Annotated in this window: 18 protein-coding genes and 1 tRNA gene; 10 read left to right on the top strand and 9 right to left on the bottom strand. The window is 63.5% G+C overall.

Annotated features, from left to right (window positions below; translation table 11 throughout):
• Positions 1–90: 90 nt before the first annotated feature.
• Entirely contained in the window at positions 91–750 is a 660-nt protein-coding gene (locus tag N2602_RS19165) for an oxidoreductase (protein WP_260383569.1), read from the top strand.
• Between the two features lie 269 nt (positions 751–1019).
• Here the strand turns inward: N2602_RS19165 and N2602_RS19160 are convergent, their stop codons facing one another.
• The gene (locus N2602_RS19160; protein ID WP_260383568.1) at positions 1020–2888 is read right to left on the bottom strand and encodes a hypothetical protein; all 1869 of its coding nucleotides are present in this window, start codon (positions 2886–2888) and stop codon (positions 1020–1022) included.
• 142 nt (positions 2889–3030) lie between these two features.
• On the opposite strand from N2602_RS19160, the gene N2602_RS19155 reads away from it, so the two are divergent.
• Together N2602_RS19155 and N2602_RS19150 are read left to right on the top strand one after the other, a co-directional pair.
• The gene (locus N2602_RS19155) at positions 3031–3483 is read left to right on the top strand and encodes a VOC family protein (RefSeq protein ID WP_172789182.1); all 453 of its coding nucleotides are present in this window, start codon (positions 3031–3033) and stop codon (positions 3481–3483) included.
• A gap of 292 nt (positions 3484–3775) precedes the next feature.
• Positions 3776–4414: a glutathione S-transferase family protein gene (locus tag N2602_RS19150; protein ID WP_172789181.1), complete on the top strand. Its 639-nt coding sequence runs from the start codon at positions 3776–3778 to the stop codon at positions 4412–4414.
• A 127-nt stretch (positions 4415–4541) separates the two neighbouring features.
• Here the strand turns inward: N2602_RS19150 and N2602_RS19145 are convergent, their stop codons facing one another.
• Genes N2602_RS19145 through N2602_RS19135 form a run of 3 tightly spaced genes read right to left on the bottom strand, consistent with a single transcriptional unit; the run spans position 4542 to position 5265 of the window.
• Positions 4542–4709 carry a hypothetical protein gene (locus N2602_RS19145; RefSeq protein WP_172789180.1) on the bottom strand — a complete coding sequence of 56 codons (168 nt, stop codon included), beginning with the start codon at positions 4707–4709 and terminating at the stop codon, positions 4542–4544.
• A gap of 5 nt (positions 4710–4714) precedes the next feature.
• The gene (locus N2602_RS19140) at positions 4715–4960 is read right to left on the bottom strand and encodes a hypothetical protein (RefSeq protein ID WP_260383567.1); all 246 of its coding nucleotides are present in this window, start codon (positions 4958–4960) and stop codon (positions 4715–4717) included.
• A 50-nt stretch (positions 4961–5010) separates the two neighbouring features.
• Entirely contained in the window at positions 5011–5265 is a 255-nt protein-coding gene (locus tag N2602_RS19135) for a PilZ domain-containing protein (RefSeq protein WP_172789179.1), read from the bottom strand.
• A 224-nt stretch (positions 5266–5489) separates the two neighbouring features.
• On the opposite strand from N2602_RS19135, the gene N2602_RS19130 reads away from it, so the two are divergent.
• Positions 5490–5564, top strand: a tRNA-Glu gene (locus tag N2602_RS19130).
• A gap of 18 nt (positions 5565–5582) precedes the next feature.
• Here the strand turns inward: N2602_RS19130 and N2602_RS19125 are convergent.
• Positions 5583–7190, bottom strand: a complete 1608-nt coding sequence (locus tag N2602_RS19125) for a hypothetical protein (RefSeq protein WP_260383566.1) — start codon at positions 7188–7190, stop codon at positions 5583–5585.
• A 52-nt stretch (positions 7191–7242) separates the two neighbouring features.
• Positions 7243–8694, bottom strand: coding sequence for a glycosyltransferase (locus N2602_RS19120; protein ID WP_409241908.1), 1452 nt, complete (start codon positions 8692–8694; stop codon positions 7243–7245).
• A gap of 327 nt (positions 8695–9021) precedes the next feature.
• Between N2602_RS19120 and N2602_RS19115 the strand changes: the two genes are divergently transcribed.
• The 6 genes from N2602_RS19115 to N2602_RS19090 all read left to right on the top strand — a co-directional run bounded on the left by N2602_RS19115 (position 9022) and on the right by N2602_RS19090 (position 14426).
• Positions 9022–9696 (top strand): hypothetical protein, encoded by a 675-nt coding sequence (locus N2602_RS19115; RefSeq protein WP_260383565.1) that lies wholly within the window; start codon positions 9022–9024, stop codon positions 9694–9696.
• A 217-nt stretch (positions 9697–9913) separates the two neighbouring features.
• Entirely contained in the window at positions 9914–10540 is a 627-nt protein-coding gene (locus N2602_RS19110) for a PilZ domain-containing protein (RefSeq protein WP_172789177.1), read from the top strand.
• Between the two features lie 104 nt (positions 10541–10644).
• Complete coding sequence (locus N2602_RS19105; protein WP_260383564.1) at positions 10645–10917, top strand: hypothetical protein; 273 nt, start codon at positions 10645–10647, stop codon at positions 10915–10917.
• A gap of 501 nt (positions 10918–11418) precedes the next feature.
• Entirely contained in the window at positions 11419–12459 is a 1041-nt protein-coding gene (locus tag N2602_RS19100) for a PrsW family glutamic-type intramembrane protease (RefSeq protein WP_172789175.1), read from the top strand.
• Positions 12460–12527: 68 nt separating this feature from the next.
• Positions 12528–13106 carry an HdeD family acid-resistance protein gene (locus N2602_RS19095; RefSeq protein WP_260383563.1) on the top strand — a complete coding sequence of 193 codons (579 nt, stop codon included), beginning with the start codon at positions 12528–12530 and terminating at the stop codon, positions 13104–13106.
• A 234-nt stretch (positions 13107–13340) separates the two neighbouring features.
• Positions 13341–14426 carry a 3-deoxy-7-phosphoheptulonate synthase gene (locus N2602_RS19090; RefSeq protein ID WP_311739340.1) on the top strand — a complete coding sequence of 362 codons (1086 nt, stop codon included), beginning with the start codon at positions 13341–13343 and terminating at the stop codon, positions 14424–14426.
• A gap of 60 nt (positions 14427–14486) precedes the next feature.
• Here the strand turns inward: N2602_RS19090 and N2602_RS19085 are convergent, their stop codons facing one another.
• The 3 genes from N2602_RS19085 to epmA are packed head-to-tail and all read right to left on the bottom strand — an operon-like array spanning position 14487 to position 16928.
• Positions 14487–14741 (bottom strand): hypothetical protein, encoded by a 255-nt coding sequence (locus N2602_RS19085; protein ID WP_172789172.1) that lies wholly within the window; start codon positions 14739–14741, stop codon positions 14487–14489.
• Between the two features lie 43 nt (positions 14742–14784).
• On the bottom strand, positions 14785–15879 hold the full coding sequence (locus N2602_RS19080) for a lysine-2,3-aminomutase-like protein (RefSeq protein WP_260383562.1): 1095 nt from the start codon (positions 15877–15879) through the stop codon (positions 14785–14787).
• Complete coding sequence (gene epmA, locus N2602_RS19075; protein ID WP_260383561.1) at positions 15876–16928, bottom strand: EF-P lysine aminoacylase EpmA; 1053 nt, start codon at positions 16926–16928, stop codon at positions 15876–15878. The genes N2602_RS19080 and epmA overlap by 4 nt, the downstream gene beginning before the upstream one ends.
• Between the last annotated feature and the right edge of the window lie 60 nt (positions 16929–16988).

Here is a 16988-nt window from a genome sequence, read left to right as displayed (position 1 = left end):
TCCTACGAGCTAACCCAGGTTTGCCTTGGGCCTCCTGATCTGCATTCATCAACCTGGCCTTTGGGCTCTCAACGCGAAACGGTGGCTTGAATGAAAACCGCACTTGTCTTCGGCGCAACCGGCTTCATCGGCTCGCATTTGCTGCGCGACCTGTTGGACAGTCCCGACTATTCGCGGGTTGTGGCGGTGGCCCGCAAGCCGCTGGCGGTGAGCCATCCGAAGCTCACGGTGCTGATCGGCGATCTCGCTTCCCTGCCCGCACTCAAGCCGCAATTGGTTGCGGACGAGATCTTCATTGCGCTGGGGACGACGCGCAAGCACACCCCTGACGAGGCCGAGTACTACAAGATCGATCATGATTATCCGCTGTTGGCGGTCGAGATCGCAAAAGCGAACGGCGCGCGGTCGGTGTTTCTGGTCACGGCCGTTGGCGCCAACGCTGCTTCCGGCGTGTTCTATCTCAGGACCAAGGGCGAGGTGGAGCGCGACATTCTCTCGCTCGATTTCGAGCACACGCATATTTTCCGCCCCTCGATGATCCTCGGCGCCCGCGACGAAGACCGCCCGCGTGAGCGCCTCATCATCGCGATATGGGGCGTGCTCAATCCGCTGCTCCTTGGCCCGGCCGACCGATATCGCGGGCTCGCCGGCAACGACATCGCGCAGGCGATCGCCAAAGCCGCGCGGCATCAAACGGAGAAGGTGCGAATCTATCATTGGAATGAGATGGCGGCACTGCTTCGAACGTGATGCAGCTCGTAGGATGGGTTGAGCCCTTGCGAAACCTTCTCGATCGACGCTCTCCGTCGCCAGCAACGTAAGCTCGTAGATGGGTAGAGCGAAGCGAACCCATCGAGAGCCTTGTTGCGTGACGAAGCATGATGGGTTTCGCAAGTGCTCTACCCATCCTACGAACTAAGTCAGTGTCCGGCGTCCCGCCCCACACTCCGGGAGTCTGGTGCACGTCACCCTAAGTCGAAGCCGCCTCTTCGGGCGACGTTAATCCCAACAGCTTCCAATCAATCCTGCTTCATGAAGATCTCGCGCCGCAACTGCTTTTGCCCCGCCTTGAAATGACCGGGCACCCATTCCTTCCAATTCTCCTTCAGGAAACCGGCGTCCGGGTCGCCCTTGCCCGCCTCCTTGATCTTCTTGACGACATAGCGCGAGTAGAAGTGGTCGAACACGCGCATGAACTCGCCGAAATAGATGTCGGCGACTCTCGTGTTACCGCGGATGACCAGCATATTCTCGTCGTTGGCGTTCTGTGACGGCTGGCTGAAATTTGCAGTGCCGGTGACGACGACCGGGTCGCCTCCCAGCGGATCGACTAGCAGAAACTTGTCGTGAACATAGAAGTTGCGGTTGAAACCGGTCAGCTTCTCGCCGAGGAAGAATTCGAGATCGCCTTTTGAAAGCTTGGCTCCGGGCGCCATGACGCTGTTGCCCGTGACTTTGATTTCGTCGGCAAACTCGTCTCCCGGATCCTTGTCGAACAGCGAGTAGCGGAGAGTATCATCGTCTTTTGCCAGCGCCTTGTAGAGGAAGTCGTCCAGGTTGAAGGCGAACGTGATGCAGGCCATCCGCTTGGCGTCGGCGATGAGATCCGCATACCATTCCAGTGTCGTCGGCTTCGTCTTGTCGTCGCGCGGCGAGTACAGCTGCAAGATGCGATTCTTCGGCGGCAAAGTATGGCGCGCAGGCGTCGCATCGACAGCGAGATTTGCTTTCTTCAGGGGAGCAAGCGTGACGTCCGGTGCAGCCAGGCGCTCCCAATAATCGAGGAAGCTCTGTGCAATCTCCCCATCCCATATGACATGGCCGACATTGGAATGGCCGAAGATGCCGCCCGAGGAAATGTTCGTCGACCCCGTCCAGACGGCGATCGGCACGTCGTTGTGGAGCAGAACGATGAACTTATTGTGCCTAATTCCGGCGCGCGACTTCTGCGGCGTGCAGATGCTCTTGATCCTGGCCGCAGCTATCATCTCCTCGTTTTCGTCCACATAGCTTTGTGCCTCGTAGCGGATATCGACGTCGACGCCGGCATTCTTCGCTTTCTTGAACGCCAGGCCGACGGGCTTGTAACGAAACTCGTAAAGCATCGCCCGCAAGGCGTAGTCACCGGGGTTTTGCAGCGTCGAGGGATATTCGATGAACTTGACGAGTGCCTCGAACAGGCCACGGGAAAGCCATTTCATCGCATCCGAGCTGGGATCGTTTTCATCGAGCTCGGTCTTGCCGAACTTGCGTGCGAACGCCTGAGAACCGGCGGCGCCGCGGTTGAAATAGATGTCGTGAGTGATTTCTCCCGGCTTGTTTCCACCCTCTTCTGCCTCCGTGCTCACACGAATTTTGGTTGCCGATGCAACATCGAGCTCGAGGAGTTTTGGCTTGCCGTACACCGGGATGACGCGGAATTCGTAGGTTGTCTCGGGCTTGGCGGTGTAGTCGCCCCACTGAAATGTCTGAATCGGATGCTCCGACGTCGGCACCGGAGTTCCAGGAGCCAGTCCCTCGTCCTTGTGCTTGAAGCGCTTGATCCCTCTAATGAAGTAGCGCTCGTGGATATTGTCGTTCCTGTCGAACTCGGTGCGCTCGATGGCAAAGCCCAATAGTCCGGTCTTCTTGGCTTCCTGGCCCGGTGCGAAGTCCCAAGCCAGCGTAACGACGTGCAGTCCAGCAATTGCGCGCACGTGCAATACGGCGCCTTCTTCAAATTCGCGCACGGAGATCCCCCAATTTTGTCCCTGCGCAATATGCAGGGGGTCGCGTTCCCTCAACGAGAACACGTGCATCTTTTCACGTGAACAATCCAAAGTCGAGACACCTCGTGGAAGATCACTGCAGCTGCCGTCGGAAAGGGACTCATCGGGTGCCGTCAGCATCGTGTGTCCGGCTGGCAATCTTCGCTGACGCTTCGGCTTCGCGCGAGCCTTCCCCCTGCCCCTCCTCCCCGTTTCCTGCTATTTCCTACCCGCCGTCCCGGCCCAAGACAAAACCCTCCGTCCGTTCCAGGGAGCAACAACCATGCGATACCTCCACACCATGCTGCGCGTGCGCAATCTCGATGTCGCGCTGAAATTCTATGTTGATGCTTTCGGCTTGAAGGAGGTGCGGCGGATCGAGAACGAGAAGGGGCGGTTCACGCTGGTGTTCCTGTGCTCGGCGGACGATCTCGAAGCCTTGAAGAAGCAGCCGCCGACCCGCGGGGCGCCGCTGGTCGAGCTCACCTACAATTGGGACGAGGAGAAGTATGGCGAGGACCGCTTCTTCGGCCATCTCGCCTATGAGGTCGACGACATCTACGCCACCTGCGAGAAGCTGATGAAGGCGGGCGTCACCATCAACCGTCCCCCGCGCGACGGCAACATGGCCTTCGTCCGCTCGCCGGACCTGCACTCGATCGAGCTGCTGCAGAAGGGCGATCCGAAGCCGCCGCAGGAGCCCTGGGCGTCGATGCCCAATACTGGCCATTGGTAGGCCCTTTCGCGCAGGAACAAGCGCCCACTGCCCGCGTTCACCCTCCAAGCGATGCGATTGGAGGAGGATGCGATGGCGAGAGGGCTGTTGCTGTGGATGCTTGGCGTGCCGATCCCGGTGATCATTCTGTTGTGGCTGTTCTTCGGCCGCTGAGTGAAAGGCTTGAACTTTGCAATGAAAGCTCCGCCGCGTGCGGAGCTTTTTGCATGAGGGGCACGATGCAATCGCGCATCGCTCGGCGCGCCGAATTCCGCTATCACCCGCAGCAAGCGACAATGCGGGGAGACGCTTCATGCCTGACACCAAGCTGACGATCTGGGGCCGCGCCAACTCGGTCAACGTGCAGAAGGTGCTGTGGTGCTGCACCGAGCTCGGCCTCGCTTACGAGCGCATCGATGCCGGCATGCAATACGGCAAGACGCGCGAGGCCGAATATCTGTCGATGAATCCCAATGCGCGGATTCCGACGCTGGTCGAGGGCGACTTCGTGCTTTGGGAATCCAATTCGATCATGCGTTATCTCTGCATGGCGCATGGGCGCGGCACGCCGATCTACCCCGAGGCGCCGAAGCAGCGCGCCTCGGTCGACCGCTGGCTCGACTGGACGCTGGCGACGGTGCAGCCGGTCGACCGCCCGGTGTTCTGGGGCATCGTACGCACCGCGCCCGCCGAGCGCGACATGATCCAGGTGCAGCGCGATGCCGATGCCGCTGCCGAGGTCTGGGCGATCGCCGACCGCCTGCTCGCCACGCGCCGCTTCATCGAGGGCGATACGTTCACGCTGGCCGATATCGCGGTCGGATCCTATGCGCGGCGCTGGCTCGGGGTCGAGGGCATCAGCCGGCCGGCACAGCCGCACCTCACGCGCTGGCTCGCCGAGCTCGGCAAGCGGCCGGGATTTGCGCAATTCGTCGCACCGCCGATGTCGTGAGCACCTCGCGCGGGTCAAGCTGCGGCGATCGCGCGGGGAATCCTCGTTCCGGCGCACGCCCCGCGGCGTCACGGCCGCGCTTGACGGCTACTGTGCATGGGGTTGTTTTCTCAACTTTTGACGTGCGCTAGCGCCAGCCGCGCTCGACCAGCAGCACGGCGATGATCAGCAACAGCGTCACCGCGGCGGTCGCAAGGCGCGCGGTCCAGCTGAGGCCGCGGCCGACCCACCACAGCAGCGCGCAATACATCAGCACTGGAACGATGATGTCGAGCCGCACCAGATCCGCAGGCATGGCCTTCAGCGCCGGATGGTGTCGACGCTGATCGCGCCGCCGAGCTGGACGCAGGTCACGGTGCCCTCGACCATCGCGAAGCGCGGGCCGTAAGCGGCGCAGGAGCCTGCCTTCGCCTTCCCGGCCGTGCTGCCGGCCAGCGGCAGCGCCTTGCCCGCCTGTGGCGGCTCGGCAGGCGGCAGGCGCAGGCTCTCGGCCGCGGTCGCGGACGTGGCCAGCAGACAGAGCAGGATGAGGAGCGGCGTGCGCATCGCCGCCTTGTAGCCCGGACCGGCCGCGCGCGCCATCAGGCGGTCCGCGATCAGAGGAACCTGACGCCGGCCGACTTGCCGCGGCGCCAGATCACCTGGCAGCTCCGCCCCGTGCGCGCATCGCGCGCGAAGGCCATCCGGATCACGCCGGGAAGCTGGCTTGCGTCCTCGTCGAGGGTGATCTTGGCGCCCGAATCCGAAATGTCCTGGACCAGGCAGTGCCGCGCGGCGAATCCGCCGTCCAGCGTAATCCAGGCGTGCTGCGACAGCAGCTTGCGGGCTGCGCGCTTCTTCGGCGGTGGCATCGGCAAAATCTCCCCGTCCAGCGCTACGCAGGGAACCCTAACAAACCGTTGAAATCGCCTCCGAATGATCCCGGGCTCGGGACTATCCACCGGAGCCAAAAGACCGTTCCCGAACGGCTTGCCCGGGAGCGCAAAGGCCACTATACGTTCGCCCGCTGCAAGCCGCCGGACCCTGTTCGGCCGGCCAGCGGCCGTGCCGGGACAATCGGCAGGGCCCTGCGTTTGCTCCCTTCGTCTATCGGTTAGGACGCCACCCTTTCACGGTGGAGAGAGCGGTTCGATTCCGCTAGGGAGCGCCAGCCAGTCCGCAATCCCCCTCACCGCTGCTCCAGGAAGCTGCTGCCGACCTTCGCGCAGGCAAGCCCGACGATATAGACGTGGATCCCCTCGATCAGGCAATGGTCGGGATTGAGGCCCAGCAGCCCGATCGAGCTTTCGGCATCGAGCGCCTCCGGTGCGCGGACGATGATGCAGGGATAATCCGCCGCGAGCTTCGCGTAGCTGTCCGGACGAAAGTTGTTCTTGAGGACGTGCGTGTAGCCGTTGTGGTCCAGGAGCGGGATCCTGAAGACGCTCGCATAGGCCGCAGAGAACCTGTCCCGCATCGCCTTGTCGCCCCAGAGCTGCACCGTCATGTCCCAGCCGTGGTTCATGTCGTTTTCCGGCGCGCGCACGAACATGCTGGAGACGTTGGCGCAGGCGGGGCCTGCCGCGACCACGGCCTTCGAGAGCCTGGCTCCGATCGCGTTCAAGCGATACGAATGCAGCGCTGCGCCGCGGGCTTCGATCAACGTCCCCGCGCTGATCGCCACGCACAGGCTGCCAGCGAGCAGGCTCAGCGCGGCCGACGGGACCGCCGGGACGAGCCGTCTGACCTGCACCACCACAAGGACCAGTACGCCACCCGTCAGCACCCAGGGCAGCAGCATGTAATGGACCGCATAATGCTTCGACGTTGCCACGAGGTGCGCGGCATAGATGAGGACGGCGGCACCGAGCGTCAGGCTGACCGGATCCCGCCAGCTCCGGCTCCTGACGCACCAGGTCAGCGCCACGGCCGCGGCGACGACGTACACGGCGAGCACAAGCGGCGCGGCTTTGACGATCGCGGCCATGTTCGACCAGAATATTCCGAAATCAATGAACCCTGGCTCGCCCTCGCCGTAGTTTCCCTTGTGGGTGGCGATTTGCGCAAGCCATCCGAATCCGCGCGTGATCGTTCCCGGATTGAAGATCAGGCTGAAGCCAACGAAGCCGATCGCCCCGGCGATCGTGGCGGCGACGAACGCACGCCTGTTTCTGAGCAGGCACACGGCGAACAGCGCCTGCGGCAGATAGAGATATTTGGTCGAAAATCCGACGGCGAAGATGACCCCGGACACGACGCCGAGCCCCGTCCCCGGCGGGCGCGCATCGAGCGCGGCCTTGATCACGATCGCCATGCCGAACAGCGCGAAGGCGGCCATCAGGCTTTCCGGCGCAAGCACGGTCTGGAAGTGAAACGAGTCGGAGTGCACGAACGCACCGGCCTGAAACAGCATCGCAGCGATCGCGCTCTGGGTCGTCCGACCGACGATGAGTCCGCCCGCCAGCAACGCGCCAGTGAGCGCCAGTGCCTCTCCGGTTCGGCCTGCCCATGTGATGGCATCGTAGTGTTCGAGCCCGAACGCGACGATATCCCCGGCCCCGGCGACCAGAGCCCAGCCCCTGACGATCAACGCGACGAGCAGCGTCGTCGTCGTACCCGGGTGATCGAATTTCAGCGAGCCGTATCCCGCCGCCATCGCCAGCCCGTTCATCGTGTAGGCCGATTCCGGATCGACCTGGACGCCCCAAACGGCCTGGTAGGCCGAATAGAGCAAGGTCGCCGCCAGATACAGCGACGGCACGATGAGGATCAGCAGCGTTCTGATCCTTCCGCTCAACCGTGCGTCGGGAAAGCAATCGTCTGACATATCGAACCGTGGCTTCCGCGGCCTAGATCGCCTTGATTTTGAAGAAGGCGAAAGCCACCATCTTCAGCAACATCCAGCCATGGCGAAACCTGGAGATCTGAGTCTCGCCGTACGTGCGCGCGGCATAGCGGATCGGGAGATCCACGGTCTTCAGGTTGAGCTTCGATGCGCCGAAGATCAGGTCGAAGTCGCCGAACGGATCGAAATCACCGAAATAGGCCTTGCCGGCCTTCAGGCGCTGATAGTCGCTGCGGCGCAGAACCTTGGTGCCGCACAGCGTGTCGGTATAGCGCTGATTGAGCAGCCAGGAGAACAGATAGGAGAAGATCTTGTTGGCGATCAGGTTGAGGAAGCGCATCGCGCCATCGTCCATGGGATAGACCAGGCGCGATCCGTTGACGAATTCGCCCTTGCCCGCCTGCAGCGCCTCGACGAATTTCGGAATCTGCTCCGGCGGCATCGTCAGGTCGGCGTCGAGAATGATCAGCACGTCGCCGCGCGCCGCGTCGAAGGCGGTGAAGACGGCGTCGGCTTTGCCCTTGCCCGGCTGCCGCATCACCTTGATGTCCTTGGATGGATGCGCCTGCTTGACCCGCTCCATCTCCTCGAACGTACCGTCCTGGCTGTGACCTTCGATGAAGATGATCTCGATGTCGCTGCAGAAGTCGGGAATTCGCAGGACCGCAGGCTCGATATTGCCGCGTTCGTTGCGCGCCGGGACGACGACGGTGGCCGAAGCGAATTCTTCCCTCGCGCTGCGGCCGGAGCGAGCGACCAGATAATGCCGAAGCGCCAGTTGGCGGATCCCCGGGAGCACGCTGACGAAACGATTGAGAAAACGGCCGACCCCGAACATCCCGACCGGAGAGAGCACGCGTTGCTCCGACTTCACCGGATCGAAATCCGCAAGCCTGGCAAGGCTGCGCAGGTCGGTCGGCGACAGCACGTTCTGGTCCGGTTGCGGCATCCGCAGGCCGACGAATTCGGCGAATTTCAGCAGGGGATACCAGAGATGCGAGAAGTAGCCGATCACCAGGCGCGTATTCCGCGTACAGAACGGATGCAGCTGGGCGATGAACCTCTGACAATCCTCCACCGAACCGATCGTATCGAGGACGAGGATATAGTCGAACGGACCTTGCAGCCCATCGAGCGTCGCGGGGTCTTCGGCATCGCCTTCGATGAAGGTGAGATCGGGGTGGCGCTGCCGCGCGATCGTGATTTGCTTGCGACAGAGATCGACCCCGACGCCATGTGATGGCGCAAGACGCGCGAGCGTATCGCCGATGCCGCAACCAATGTCGAGGACGCGGCTTCCCGGCGGGATCAGAAACCGGAGATAGCGCTCATCCTCGTCGTGAAAAAAGCGGTTCTTCTCGCGCCAGGCCACGCGATCCGCGGCGATCCGGTCGGCGTGATCGAGAATGCCTGCCTTCCGCGGGGACAGGCAGCCCGAGACGGCGGTCATGTCCATGGCAAGATGCAGGTTTCATTGAGACTGCTCGAACTGAAATTGACCGCAAAATTCAACGCCGCGGCGCAGGACGCCGCAGCCACCAAATTAGACATCAATATGGTCCCCCAGACCTAATCGTACTCAAGCGCAACTGGAGAGCGAGATCAACAGGAAGATCATCGACGTGGATCGCCGGATATGCCGCCATCCATTCGTCCTCGGCCGGCGACGATGAGCGGCAAAATCCGTTACCCGGCATGAACTCCCCAGCCCTCACCCGCAACCAATGTCTGAAGGAAACCACCGCCGCGGCGGCGCCGCGCATTGAAGGATCTGGTTCGACTCATGGAGCAGGGCAAGCCGACCTTGGAAGGCCAGTCCGGCCTCCCCTCCACGACGACCACGCCACTGGCATGGATGCGCCGCACCGCGCCATATTCGCCGGAGCGACGCGCCAAAATGCTCGAGCACATGGCGCGCGCCCGGTCGGCGCCGCGGCCCCAAGCCGATTTTGCGCCGGCCGCACCCGTGCCGTCTGGCAGCAGCGCCAAGGACGTTGTTAGCGATGTCATCGCCTACGTCGTCCTGTTCGGTGTCGGCGGGCTGCTCTTCCAGTCGCACGTTCCTCTCTATTTCGGCGCGTTTCTGTTCCTGACCGACGGCGAGCGCATTGAACGCGCGCTGGCAAGCATCGGTATCCGCCTCGAGCCCGAAACGATCGGCCCAGACCTCGTCAAGCGCTCTGTATTCTGGTTCGGATGGTTCGCGTTGCTCGGCGCTTTGAAAGGCTCCGTCCCCGTGTGGCTCGCACCATGGATGCCTCCGACCGAGTCATGGCCTTCCCTGGCAGGCGTTGCCCTTCTGCTCGCCGTCGTCGAGGCATTGACGGCGCTCGCATTGCGGCGCGCATTGCCGCGTTTAGGATGGGAGATCCGCCCGGACGGCCCGACGTGGAGGACGATCCAGTTCGCCGTGGCCGCTGCCGCGCTGACTATTCTGGTGCTGTTCGGACTCCTCTAGGGGCCGCCGCGGAGCGCCGTGTCTTCGCTGCACCCTGAGTGGACAACGCTGTGCGATTGCCTCTAGCACAACGGGGCTTTATGCCGCGCGCCCTACTGTGCCGCCGAGCCGCGCATTTACTGAAAATTTACCCCTGCTCTTGGGCTTCAGTATCATTTGCTTAGAGTTTCGCAGTTACCGTGAAAGTACGGAAGTCATCCAAAGCAGATTGGCGCTCATGTCCGTCGCAGAATTCCTGAGGCAGCGAGCAGTGGATGTTGCGGTCAGCGGCAGCTACTCGCTGCCCCGCTGGTACGATTGCGAGGGCAAGCTCCGCAGCTTCGCCTGCCGGACCAAGCGCGTCTCACCCTTCCGGATGATCGTGGACGTGCCTGTGGTCGGCAAGGTCGGCGAGCGCTTGACCTCTTACTTCCAGGATTTCGGCGAATTTCAGGGCACCATCAGTGCGACATTGAAGGCAGGCTTCCTGATGGAGCTCGAGATGACGCGGGCGCGGCGCGCCTGGATGTCGGAAAAGCTGACCTGGCTGGAGAAGAAGCAGAAGGATGCCAGCGTTCGGGAGCTGCGGCGTGACGCGCGTTTCGTTCCGCAAATCTCGCACACCGTCCTGACCCTCGCGGACGGCAGCAGCCATTCCTGCTTCATCATCGACGTCTCGACGGCCGGCGTCGCGGTGTCCTCCGAATACGATCCGGCGATCGGAACCCCGCTTGCTGTCGGCGGCTGCGTCGGGCGGGTGATCCGCAAGTTCGACCACGGCTTTGCGGTCAAATTCGCCGAAAAGCAGGACCGGGACGACCTCGGCCGCCTGATCGTGCGCGCGCCCTTGCTGAAGTCGGCCTGACCCTCCGCCACGCCGCCCTATAGCGGCCCCAATGCCGGATCAGCTTTTGCAGGTCTGTGCCTCGGGCCGGACGTCATTTTGCAGACTTGCGATCGGGGGACCGAATGGCAGTCGACAAGATCACGGCTGAAAAGATCAAGGTTGGTAAGATCACCTGGGACAGGGTCGGCCGGGTCACCGAGCCCGGACGCTACATGTACACGTTCGGCTGGCTCACCATCACCGCCGGCGATCTCGAGATCTGGAAGCGATACCCACAAGCCGCGTTCACGTTGCTGGCGCAGAGTTCCGAATCGCCCGACTCCACCGGCGAGGAATTCCATCTCGGCGCCTTCGACGTCGCACCCGACGCGCCGCCTGCGATCACCACGCACTGAGCTGGAAAAAGCGTGGACCGTCGCGGGAACGCCTGGCATGGGCGTTGCTTTATCATCGCCATGATACACATCCCTGCCGTCGATCAGGCCTTTCTGTTGCTGCTCATCGTCCTCTGCCTCGGCACGTGCCTCGTCCGCGCGTTCTGGGAGCTGGAGCGGTTGCGCGCACGCCGGATCGACGCCCCGCGCCACGGGCGCATAGCGAAGCGAGACTAGGACCGGCCGCCGCCGGGCCATGTGCGCCGGGAATCGAAGAAACCAACGCATTGCCTTGATCTGGCTTGCAAATCTCAATACCGCGCCCGCCGCGCACTCGTTGCCATGGATGACGAGCATCTTTTGTCATGCAATTGATTGCGCTTGTATTCCACCTCGTAACGGGAGAGGAGCGCATGAACGGCAGCTGTCGCGCGTGTTAAGCGACCCGACAGCAGGCGCATGACACATGGTCGCATCGGTGAACGTAGATAAGCGGATCAAGGGAACCTATTTTCGGCGCCAATGTACCTGATCGAAGCGCTCCCCACCGTCATTGGAACTGCCGCCATCGCCCCGGCGCTGCTGATGCTCTGGCTCGTCATCGCCGCCGAAGAGCGGCCCGGCCCGCCGGCCCAGGTCTGGACCGCATTCCTGCTGGGGGCGGCCAGCATTTCACTCCTGGGTCTCGCGCGCGCCCCCTTCGCCAAGATGGTCGCCGCCCCGGACGACCCCTGGGCGGCGCTGGCCATGCATTCGATCTTCGGCGTCGCGCTGCCCGAGGAGGCCGTCAAGGTGGTCGCCATCGTGCTGGTCTCTTCCACCAAGCGGCGGACCTTTGCCAATCCGATGGACACCGTGGTCTACGGAGCCGCGGTCGGCCTCGGCTTCGCCGCCTACGAGAACCTCGCCTACCTGGTCCAGCACGCCGACATGTGGCGCTCGCTAGCCGCGCTGCGCAGCGTCCTGACCGTGCCCTTCCACGGTGCGCTCGGCATCATCGCGGGCGCCTACCTGACCATCGCGCGCGCCGGCACGGCGCTGGGCGCGAACCGCCATCATCGCGATTGGGCCCGTCTGTCCAGCCGGCTGTTGATCTTCGCCGGCCCGCTCGCGCTGCATTCGGCCTTCGACTTCCCGCTGCTGACGCTCCAGCGCATGCCCGATCTCGATCCCAGCTTGCGCATGTGGCTGGGCGCGGCGAGCCTGTTGATCGGCTTCGGCTCGATCGCCTTTGCCATCCGCCTGGTCCGGCGCGTCGCTCGCCACCATGCGCCGCGGACCGATGTCGCACGCGAGCGGCTCAGCCAGCTGCGCCGGATGTGGGCGCTGCTGCTCGCCGGCGGTGGCATCGGCTTTGTCGGGCTCGCCTTCGTCCTGACCTCGATCCATCACTGGCTGATCAACCCCGAGCGTAACCTGACGCTGGCGCTGATCCCGATCGGTTTCGTCTCGATCCTGCTCGGCCTTGCGCTTCTGATTGTCACATCGGCGATCTACATTCTCGGCCGCAACCGCATCCGCACCAGCGCGGAGGGCTTCTCCTCGGCGCCCGGCAGCAGTTGATCCACCGCATGGCGAACGCGCCATCGGCCTACTAGATTGGGGTAATCCTCTCGTTCCGGAGCCCGACGATGACATCGCCCGAGGAATTTGCTCGCCTCCAATCCGAGATGAACCAGGCGGTCAAGACGCGTTGGAAGGCTTTTCTGTTCGAAGGCATCCTGCTTGCCGTCCTCGGCATTGCTGCGCTTGTCCTGCCGCCGCTCGCCAGTCTTGCGACCGCGATCTTCCTCGGCTGGATGTTCCTGATCGGCGGCATCGGCGGACTGATCGCGACCTATTGGGCCCGCAGCACGCCGGGTTTCTGGTGGTCGCTGATCTCGGCTGCGCTGGCCGTGCTCACCGGCATGCTGCTGTTGGCCCGGCCGATGCAGGCCGTGCTGACGCTGACCATCGTGCTCGGCGCCTATTTCCTCGCCGAGGGCGTCGCCACCATCATGTACGCGCTGGAGCACCGCCGCGAGCTCAGCGGCCGCTGGTCGTGGCTCCTGATCTCGGGCCTCGTCGACATCGCGATCTCGTTCATGGTGATCACGGGACTGCCAAGCTCGGCGGAGTGGGCGATCGGCGTCCTCGTCGGTATCAACCTGCTGTTCGGCGGTGCCACCCTGATCGGCATGGCGCTGGCGGCACGCAAAAACAACACCTGAAACGCGCGTTGCGTCTTGTGCCGTCTTGGGGGTGACAAGGCGCCAGCGGCACGCTATATGGCCTTCCCATGATCACCGTCGCCACCAGCTATTTTTGGTACTTTAGCTACGACAGCTCGCTGGCGGCGGGAGGATCGCGCTCAATCTAAAACATTGCAGCAAACGTCCGAACAGCCGCCAGACCTGGCGGCTTTTTTATTGGCCGGCAGGTTCTAGAACAGACAGGAGCCCGCCGTGCTGAGCACGACCGACGATCTTCGTATCCGCGAACTGAAAGAGCTGAGCACGCCTGAAGAGGTGATGCGGGAAGTCCCCCGTACGCTCACCGCAACGCGTGTGGTGATGGCCGCGCGCAACGCCATCCACGCCATCCTGAGCAATCAGGACGACCGCCTTCTGGTCGTCGTCGGCCCATGCTCGGTGCATGATCCCAAGGCCGCGCTCGACTACGCCGAGCGTCTGGCAAAATTGCGCGAGGATCTCGCCGATCAGCTCGAGATCGTGATGCGGGTCTATTTCGAGAAGCCGCGCACGACGGTCGGCTGGAAGGGCCTGATCAACGATCCCGACCTCGACGGCAGCTTCGACATCAACAAGGGCTTGCGGCTCGCGCGCAACGTGCTCGCGGCCGTGAACAATCTCGGCCTGCCCGCCGGCACCGAGTTCCTGGACATGACCACGCCGCAATACATCGCCGACCTCGTCTCCTGGGCTGCGATCGGCGCACGTACGACCGAGAGCCAGATCCATCGCGAGCTGGCATCGGGGCTGTCCTGCCCGGTCGGCTTCAAGAACGGCACCGACGGCAATGTGCGGATCGCGGCCGACGCGGTGAAATCAGCCTCGCATCCCCATCATTTCATGGCCGTCACGAAGCTCGGCCGCTCGGCGATCGCCTCGACCGCCGGCAACGAGGACTGCCACATCATCCTGCGCGGCGGAGCTGAGCCGAACTACGACGCGGCAAGCGTTGCGGCCGCCTGCAATGAATTGACCAAATCCGGCGTTGCCCCGCTGGTGATGGTCGATGCCAGCCATGCCAATTCGAGCAAGAAGCCGGAGAACCAGCCGCTGGTGATGGCCGATATCGCCCGCCAGATCTCGGGCGGCGAGAGCCGCGTCATGGGCGTGATGATCGAGAGCAATCTCGTCGCCGGCCGCCAGGATGTCGTGCCGGGCAAGCCGCTCACCTATGGGCAGAGCATCACTGACGGTTGCATCGACTGGGCAACGACGTCGAAGACGCTCGAGCAGCTCGCCGACGCCGTCGAGATCCGCCGCAACACCCAGCGCGCGGGACTGCACGAGAGGTCAGCCTGACGGATCACTGGGTTAGATGGCTCGTTCCTCACCTCTCCCCGACGGGGAGAGGTGAAAGTCTCAGCAGCCGCGGCAGATGCTTTTGATCTTCTTGTCGAGCGCCTGGTTTTCCTTGCTGAGCGGATCGTTCGCATCGCTCAGATTCTTCTCGCTCGGCACATCCCCGGCACGCGGCTGGCGATGACCGACCGGCGCCGGCAACACCGATCCGGACGATGCGCCGCTTGATGTCGATCCCTTGGAGCCGCCGGTCTGCGCAACAGCCGCGCCGCCAAGCAAGACCACGAGGGATGTTGCCAGCATGATCTTCTTCATGTCCGTTTCTCCATTCTCAAATCAGCGTCCATGCCATCGCCCCTCATGTCTCGGGCGGATAGAGATGAACGTCGCCGCAATAGTCGACGATACGATAGCGCGTTTCCGATTCCGCTTCACGCGCCTCGTCCGCGGTATTTTGCACCGCCAACACGTAATTCGGCCCTACCGGCGACTTGCCGGCGCCGCCGGGAATGTCGATGACATAGTCCGGTTGACACAGGCCTGACACCCGTCCGCGCAACTGCCGCATCAAGTCCTGGCCTTGCGCCAGCGTCGTTCGCAGATGCGCGGTGCCCGGCGCGAGATCGCCATGATGCAGGTAATAGGGCTTGATCCGGCATTCGACGAAAGCTCTCATCAAATCCGACAGCGCGGCGATGTCGTCGTTGACGCCGCGCAACAGCACGGACTGGCTCACAAGCGGTATACCAGCATCGACGAGCCGCGCACAGGCGGCGCGCGCGGGACCCGTCAGTTCCCGCGCGTGGTTGGCGTGTACCGCGACCCAGGTGGCCGCGCCCGCGACCTTCAGGGCCGCAACCATCTCAGCGCTGACGCGTGCAGGTTCGGCCACGGGAACGCGGGTATGAAGACGGATGATCTTGACGTGATCGATGGCCGCAAGATCGGCCATGATCTCGCTCATTCGCCGGGGCGACAGCATCAGGGGATCGCCGCCGGTCAGGATCACTTCCCAAATCTCGCCATGCGCCCGGATGTAGTCGATCGCGGCGCGATAGGCACTCTCCGACAACGCATTGTCCTTGCCGGGGCCGACCATCTCGCGGCGGAAGCAGAAGCGGCAGTAGACCGCGCAGACATGAACGAGCTTGAACAGCACGCGGTCGGGATAGCGGTGCACAATTCCGGCGACCGGCGAATACGGGTGATCGCCGATCGGATCGGCATTCTCGCCCGGCTGCGCCTCGAGCTCGGCCGAGGTCGGAACGAACTGCCGCGCGATGGGATCGTCGGGATCCGTCGGGTCGATCAATCCGGCCAGATCAGGCGTGATCGCCACGGCATAGCGCGCGGCGACGCGTTCGAGCGCCGGCAGCGCCGATGCAGGCGCCAGCCCCTCCGCCACCAGCTCGGCAGGCTCGCGCAGAGTGCGTGCAAGATTGGTCTTTGTCATCTCTCATCCGCAGGGGGTGTCCACACCACCTGATCAATTCGTGTCGCGCCGCTCGCCAGCATCACCAGCCGATCGAAGCCGAGCGCGACACCACTTGCCTCCGGCATTGCGGCAACCGCCGTCAGAAAATCCTCGTCGAGCGGATAGGCTTCGCCGTAGCGGCGCTGCTTCTCCGTCATCGATTCCGTGAAGCGTTTGCGCTGCTCCTCGGCATCGGTCAGCTCTCCAAAGCCGTTGGCGAGCTCGACGCCGCAGGCATAGACCTCGAAACGTTCGGCGACCCTCGGATCGTCCGTCTTCACCCGCGCCAGTGCCGCCTCTGGAGATGGGTATTCGAACAGGATGGTCAAACGCCCCTGCCCCAGCTGCGGCTCGACATGCTCGACCAGGACCTTGCTGAAGATGTCCGACCAGGTGTCGTCCTCGGCGACACGGACCTTTCCGGCTGCCGCCGCGGCGAGCGCCGCACGGTTACCCTCGCCGCCCGAAATTGTCGACAGCAGGTCGATGCCGGCAAAGTGCTCGAAGGCGCCGGCGACGGTCAGGAGCTCCGGCTCGGCGAAGGGATCGGCGGTCCGGCCGCGGAAGGAGAAGGTCCCGATCCCGGTCGCCTGCGCCGCACGGGCGATCACCACGACGCAATCGGCCATGATGGCATCATAGGGGGCGCCCGCCCGGTACCATTCCAGCATGGTGAATTCGGGCAGATGCAGGTCGCCGCGCTCGCGGTCCCGGAACACCCGTGCGAACTCGAAAATCCGCGTCTCGCCCGCCGCCAGCAGCTTCTTGCAGGCGAATTCGGGCGAGGTCCGCAGGTATCGGCTGGCCCGGCTGCCGTCCGGCCGCATGATCTCGGTCCGGGGGGCGTGCAGATGGGTCTCGTTGCCCGGAGAGATCTGGAGAACGGAGGTTTCGACCTCCACAAACCCTTGTTCGGCGAAAAACCCCCGCAAAGCTCCGGTCACGGCGCCCCTGGCCTGGAGGAACGGCCGCCGGTCGAGGTGCCGCGAGGGCGACCAAAACGGCGACATCGGCTTGTCCCCAGCCATCAACCGACCGCCCCGTCCGGCAGCAAAGTGCTGGCATCCAACGGCAAAATCAGTATGTTG

The sequence above is a fragment of the Bradyrhizobium sp. NC92 genome, assembly GCF_025200865.1.
GTDB lineage: Bacteria > Pseudomonadota > Alphaproteobacteria > Rhizobiales > Xanthobacteraceae > Bradyrhizobium.
Note: the sequence above shows the minus strand (reverse complement) of the source record. Positions and strands in the feature narration are given on the sequence as shown.

Bases quoted from the DNA above. Each gene is read 5' to 3' on its own strand.
- N2602_RS19165 (WP_260383569.1), top strand. From the start codon at position 91: ATGAAAACCGCACTTGTCTTCGGCGCAACCGGCTTCATCGGCTCGCAT.
- N2602_RS19160 (WP_260383568.1), bottom strand. From the start codon at position 2,888: ATGCTGACGGCACCCGATGAGTCCCTTTCCGACGGCAGCTGCAGTGAT.
- N2602_RS19155 (WP_172789182.1), top strand. From the start codon at position 3,031: ATGCGATACCTCCACACCATGCTGCGCGTGCGCAATCTCGATGTCGCG.
- N2602_RS19150 (WP_172789181.1), top strand. From the start codon at position 3,776: ATGCCTGACACCAAGCTGACGATCTGGGGCCGCGCCAACTCGGTCAAC.
- N2602_RS19145 (WP_172789180.1), bottom strand. From the start codon at position 4,709: ATGCCTGCGGATCTGGTGCGGCTCGACATCATCGTTCCAGTGCTGATG.
- N2602_RS19140 (WP_260383567.1), bottom strand. From the start codon at position 4,960: ATGCGCACGCCGCTCCTCATCCTGCTCTGTCTGCTGGCCACGTCCGCG.
- N2602_RS19135 (WP_172789179.1), bottom strand. From the start codon at position 5,265: ATGCCACCGCCGAAGAAGCGCGCAGCCCGCAAGCTGCTGTCGCAGCAC.
- N2602_RS19120 (WP_409241908.1), bottom strand. From the start codon at position 8,694: ATGGACATGACCGCCGTCTCGGGCTGCCTGTCCCCGCGGAAGGCAGGC.
- N2602_RS19115 (WP_260383565.1), top strand. From the start codon at position 9,022: ATGGAGCAGGGCAAGCCGACCTTGGAAGGCCAGTCCGGCCTCCCCTCC.
- N2602_RS19110 (WP_172789177.1), top strand. From the start codon at position 9,914: ATGTCCGTCGCAGAATTCCTGAGGCAGCGAGCAGTGGATGTTGCGGTC.
- N2602_RS19105 (WP_260383564.1), top strand. From the start codon at position 10,645: ATGGCAGTCGACAAGATCACGGCTGAAAAGATCAAGGTTGGTAAGATC.
- N2602_RS19100 (WP_172789175.1), top strand. From the start codon at position 11,419: ATGTACCTGATCGAAGCGCTCCCCACCGTCATTGGAACTGCCGCCATC.
- N2602_RS19095 (WP_260383563.1), top strand. From the start codon at position 12,528: ATGACATCGCCCGAGGAATTTGCTCGCCTCCAATCCGAGATGAACCAG.
- N2602_RS19085 (WP_172789172.1), bottom strand. From the start codon at position 14,741: ATGAAGAAGATCATGCTGGCAACATCCCTCGTGGTCTTGCTTGGCGGC.
- N2602_RS19080 (WP_260383562.1), bottom strand. From the start codon at position 15,879: ATGACAAAGACCAATCTTGCACGCACTCTGCGCGAGCCTGCCGAGCTG.
- epmA (WP_260383561.1), bottom strand. From the start codon at position 16,928: ATGGCTGGGGACAAGCCGATGTCGCCGTTTTGGTCGCCCTCGCGGCAC.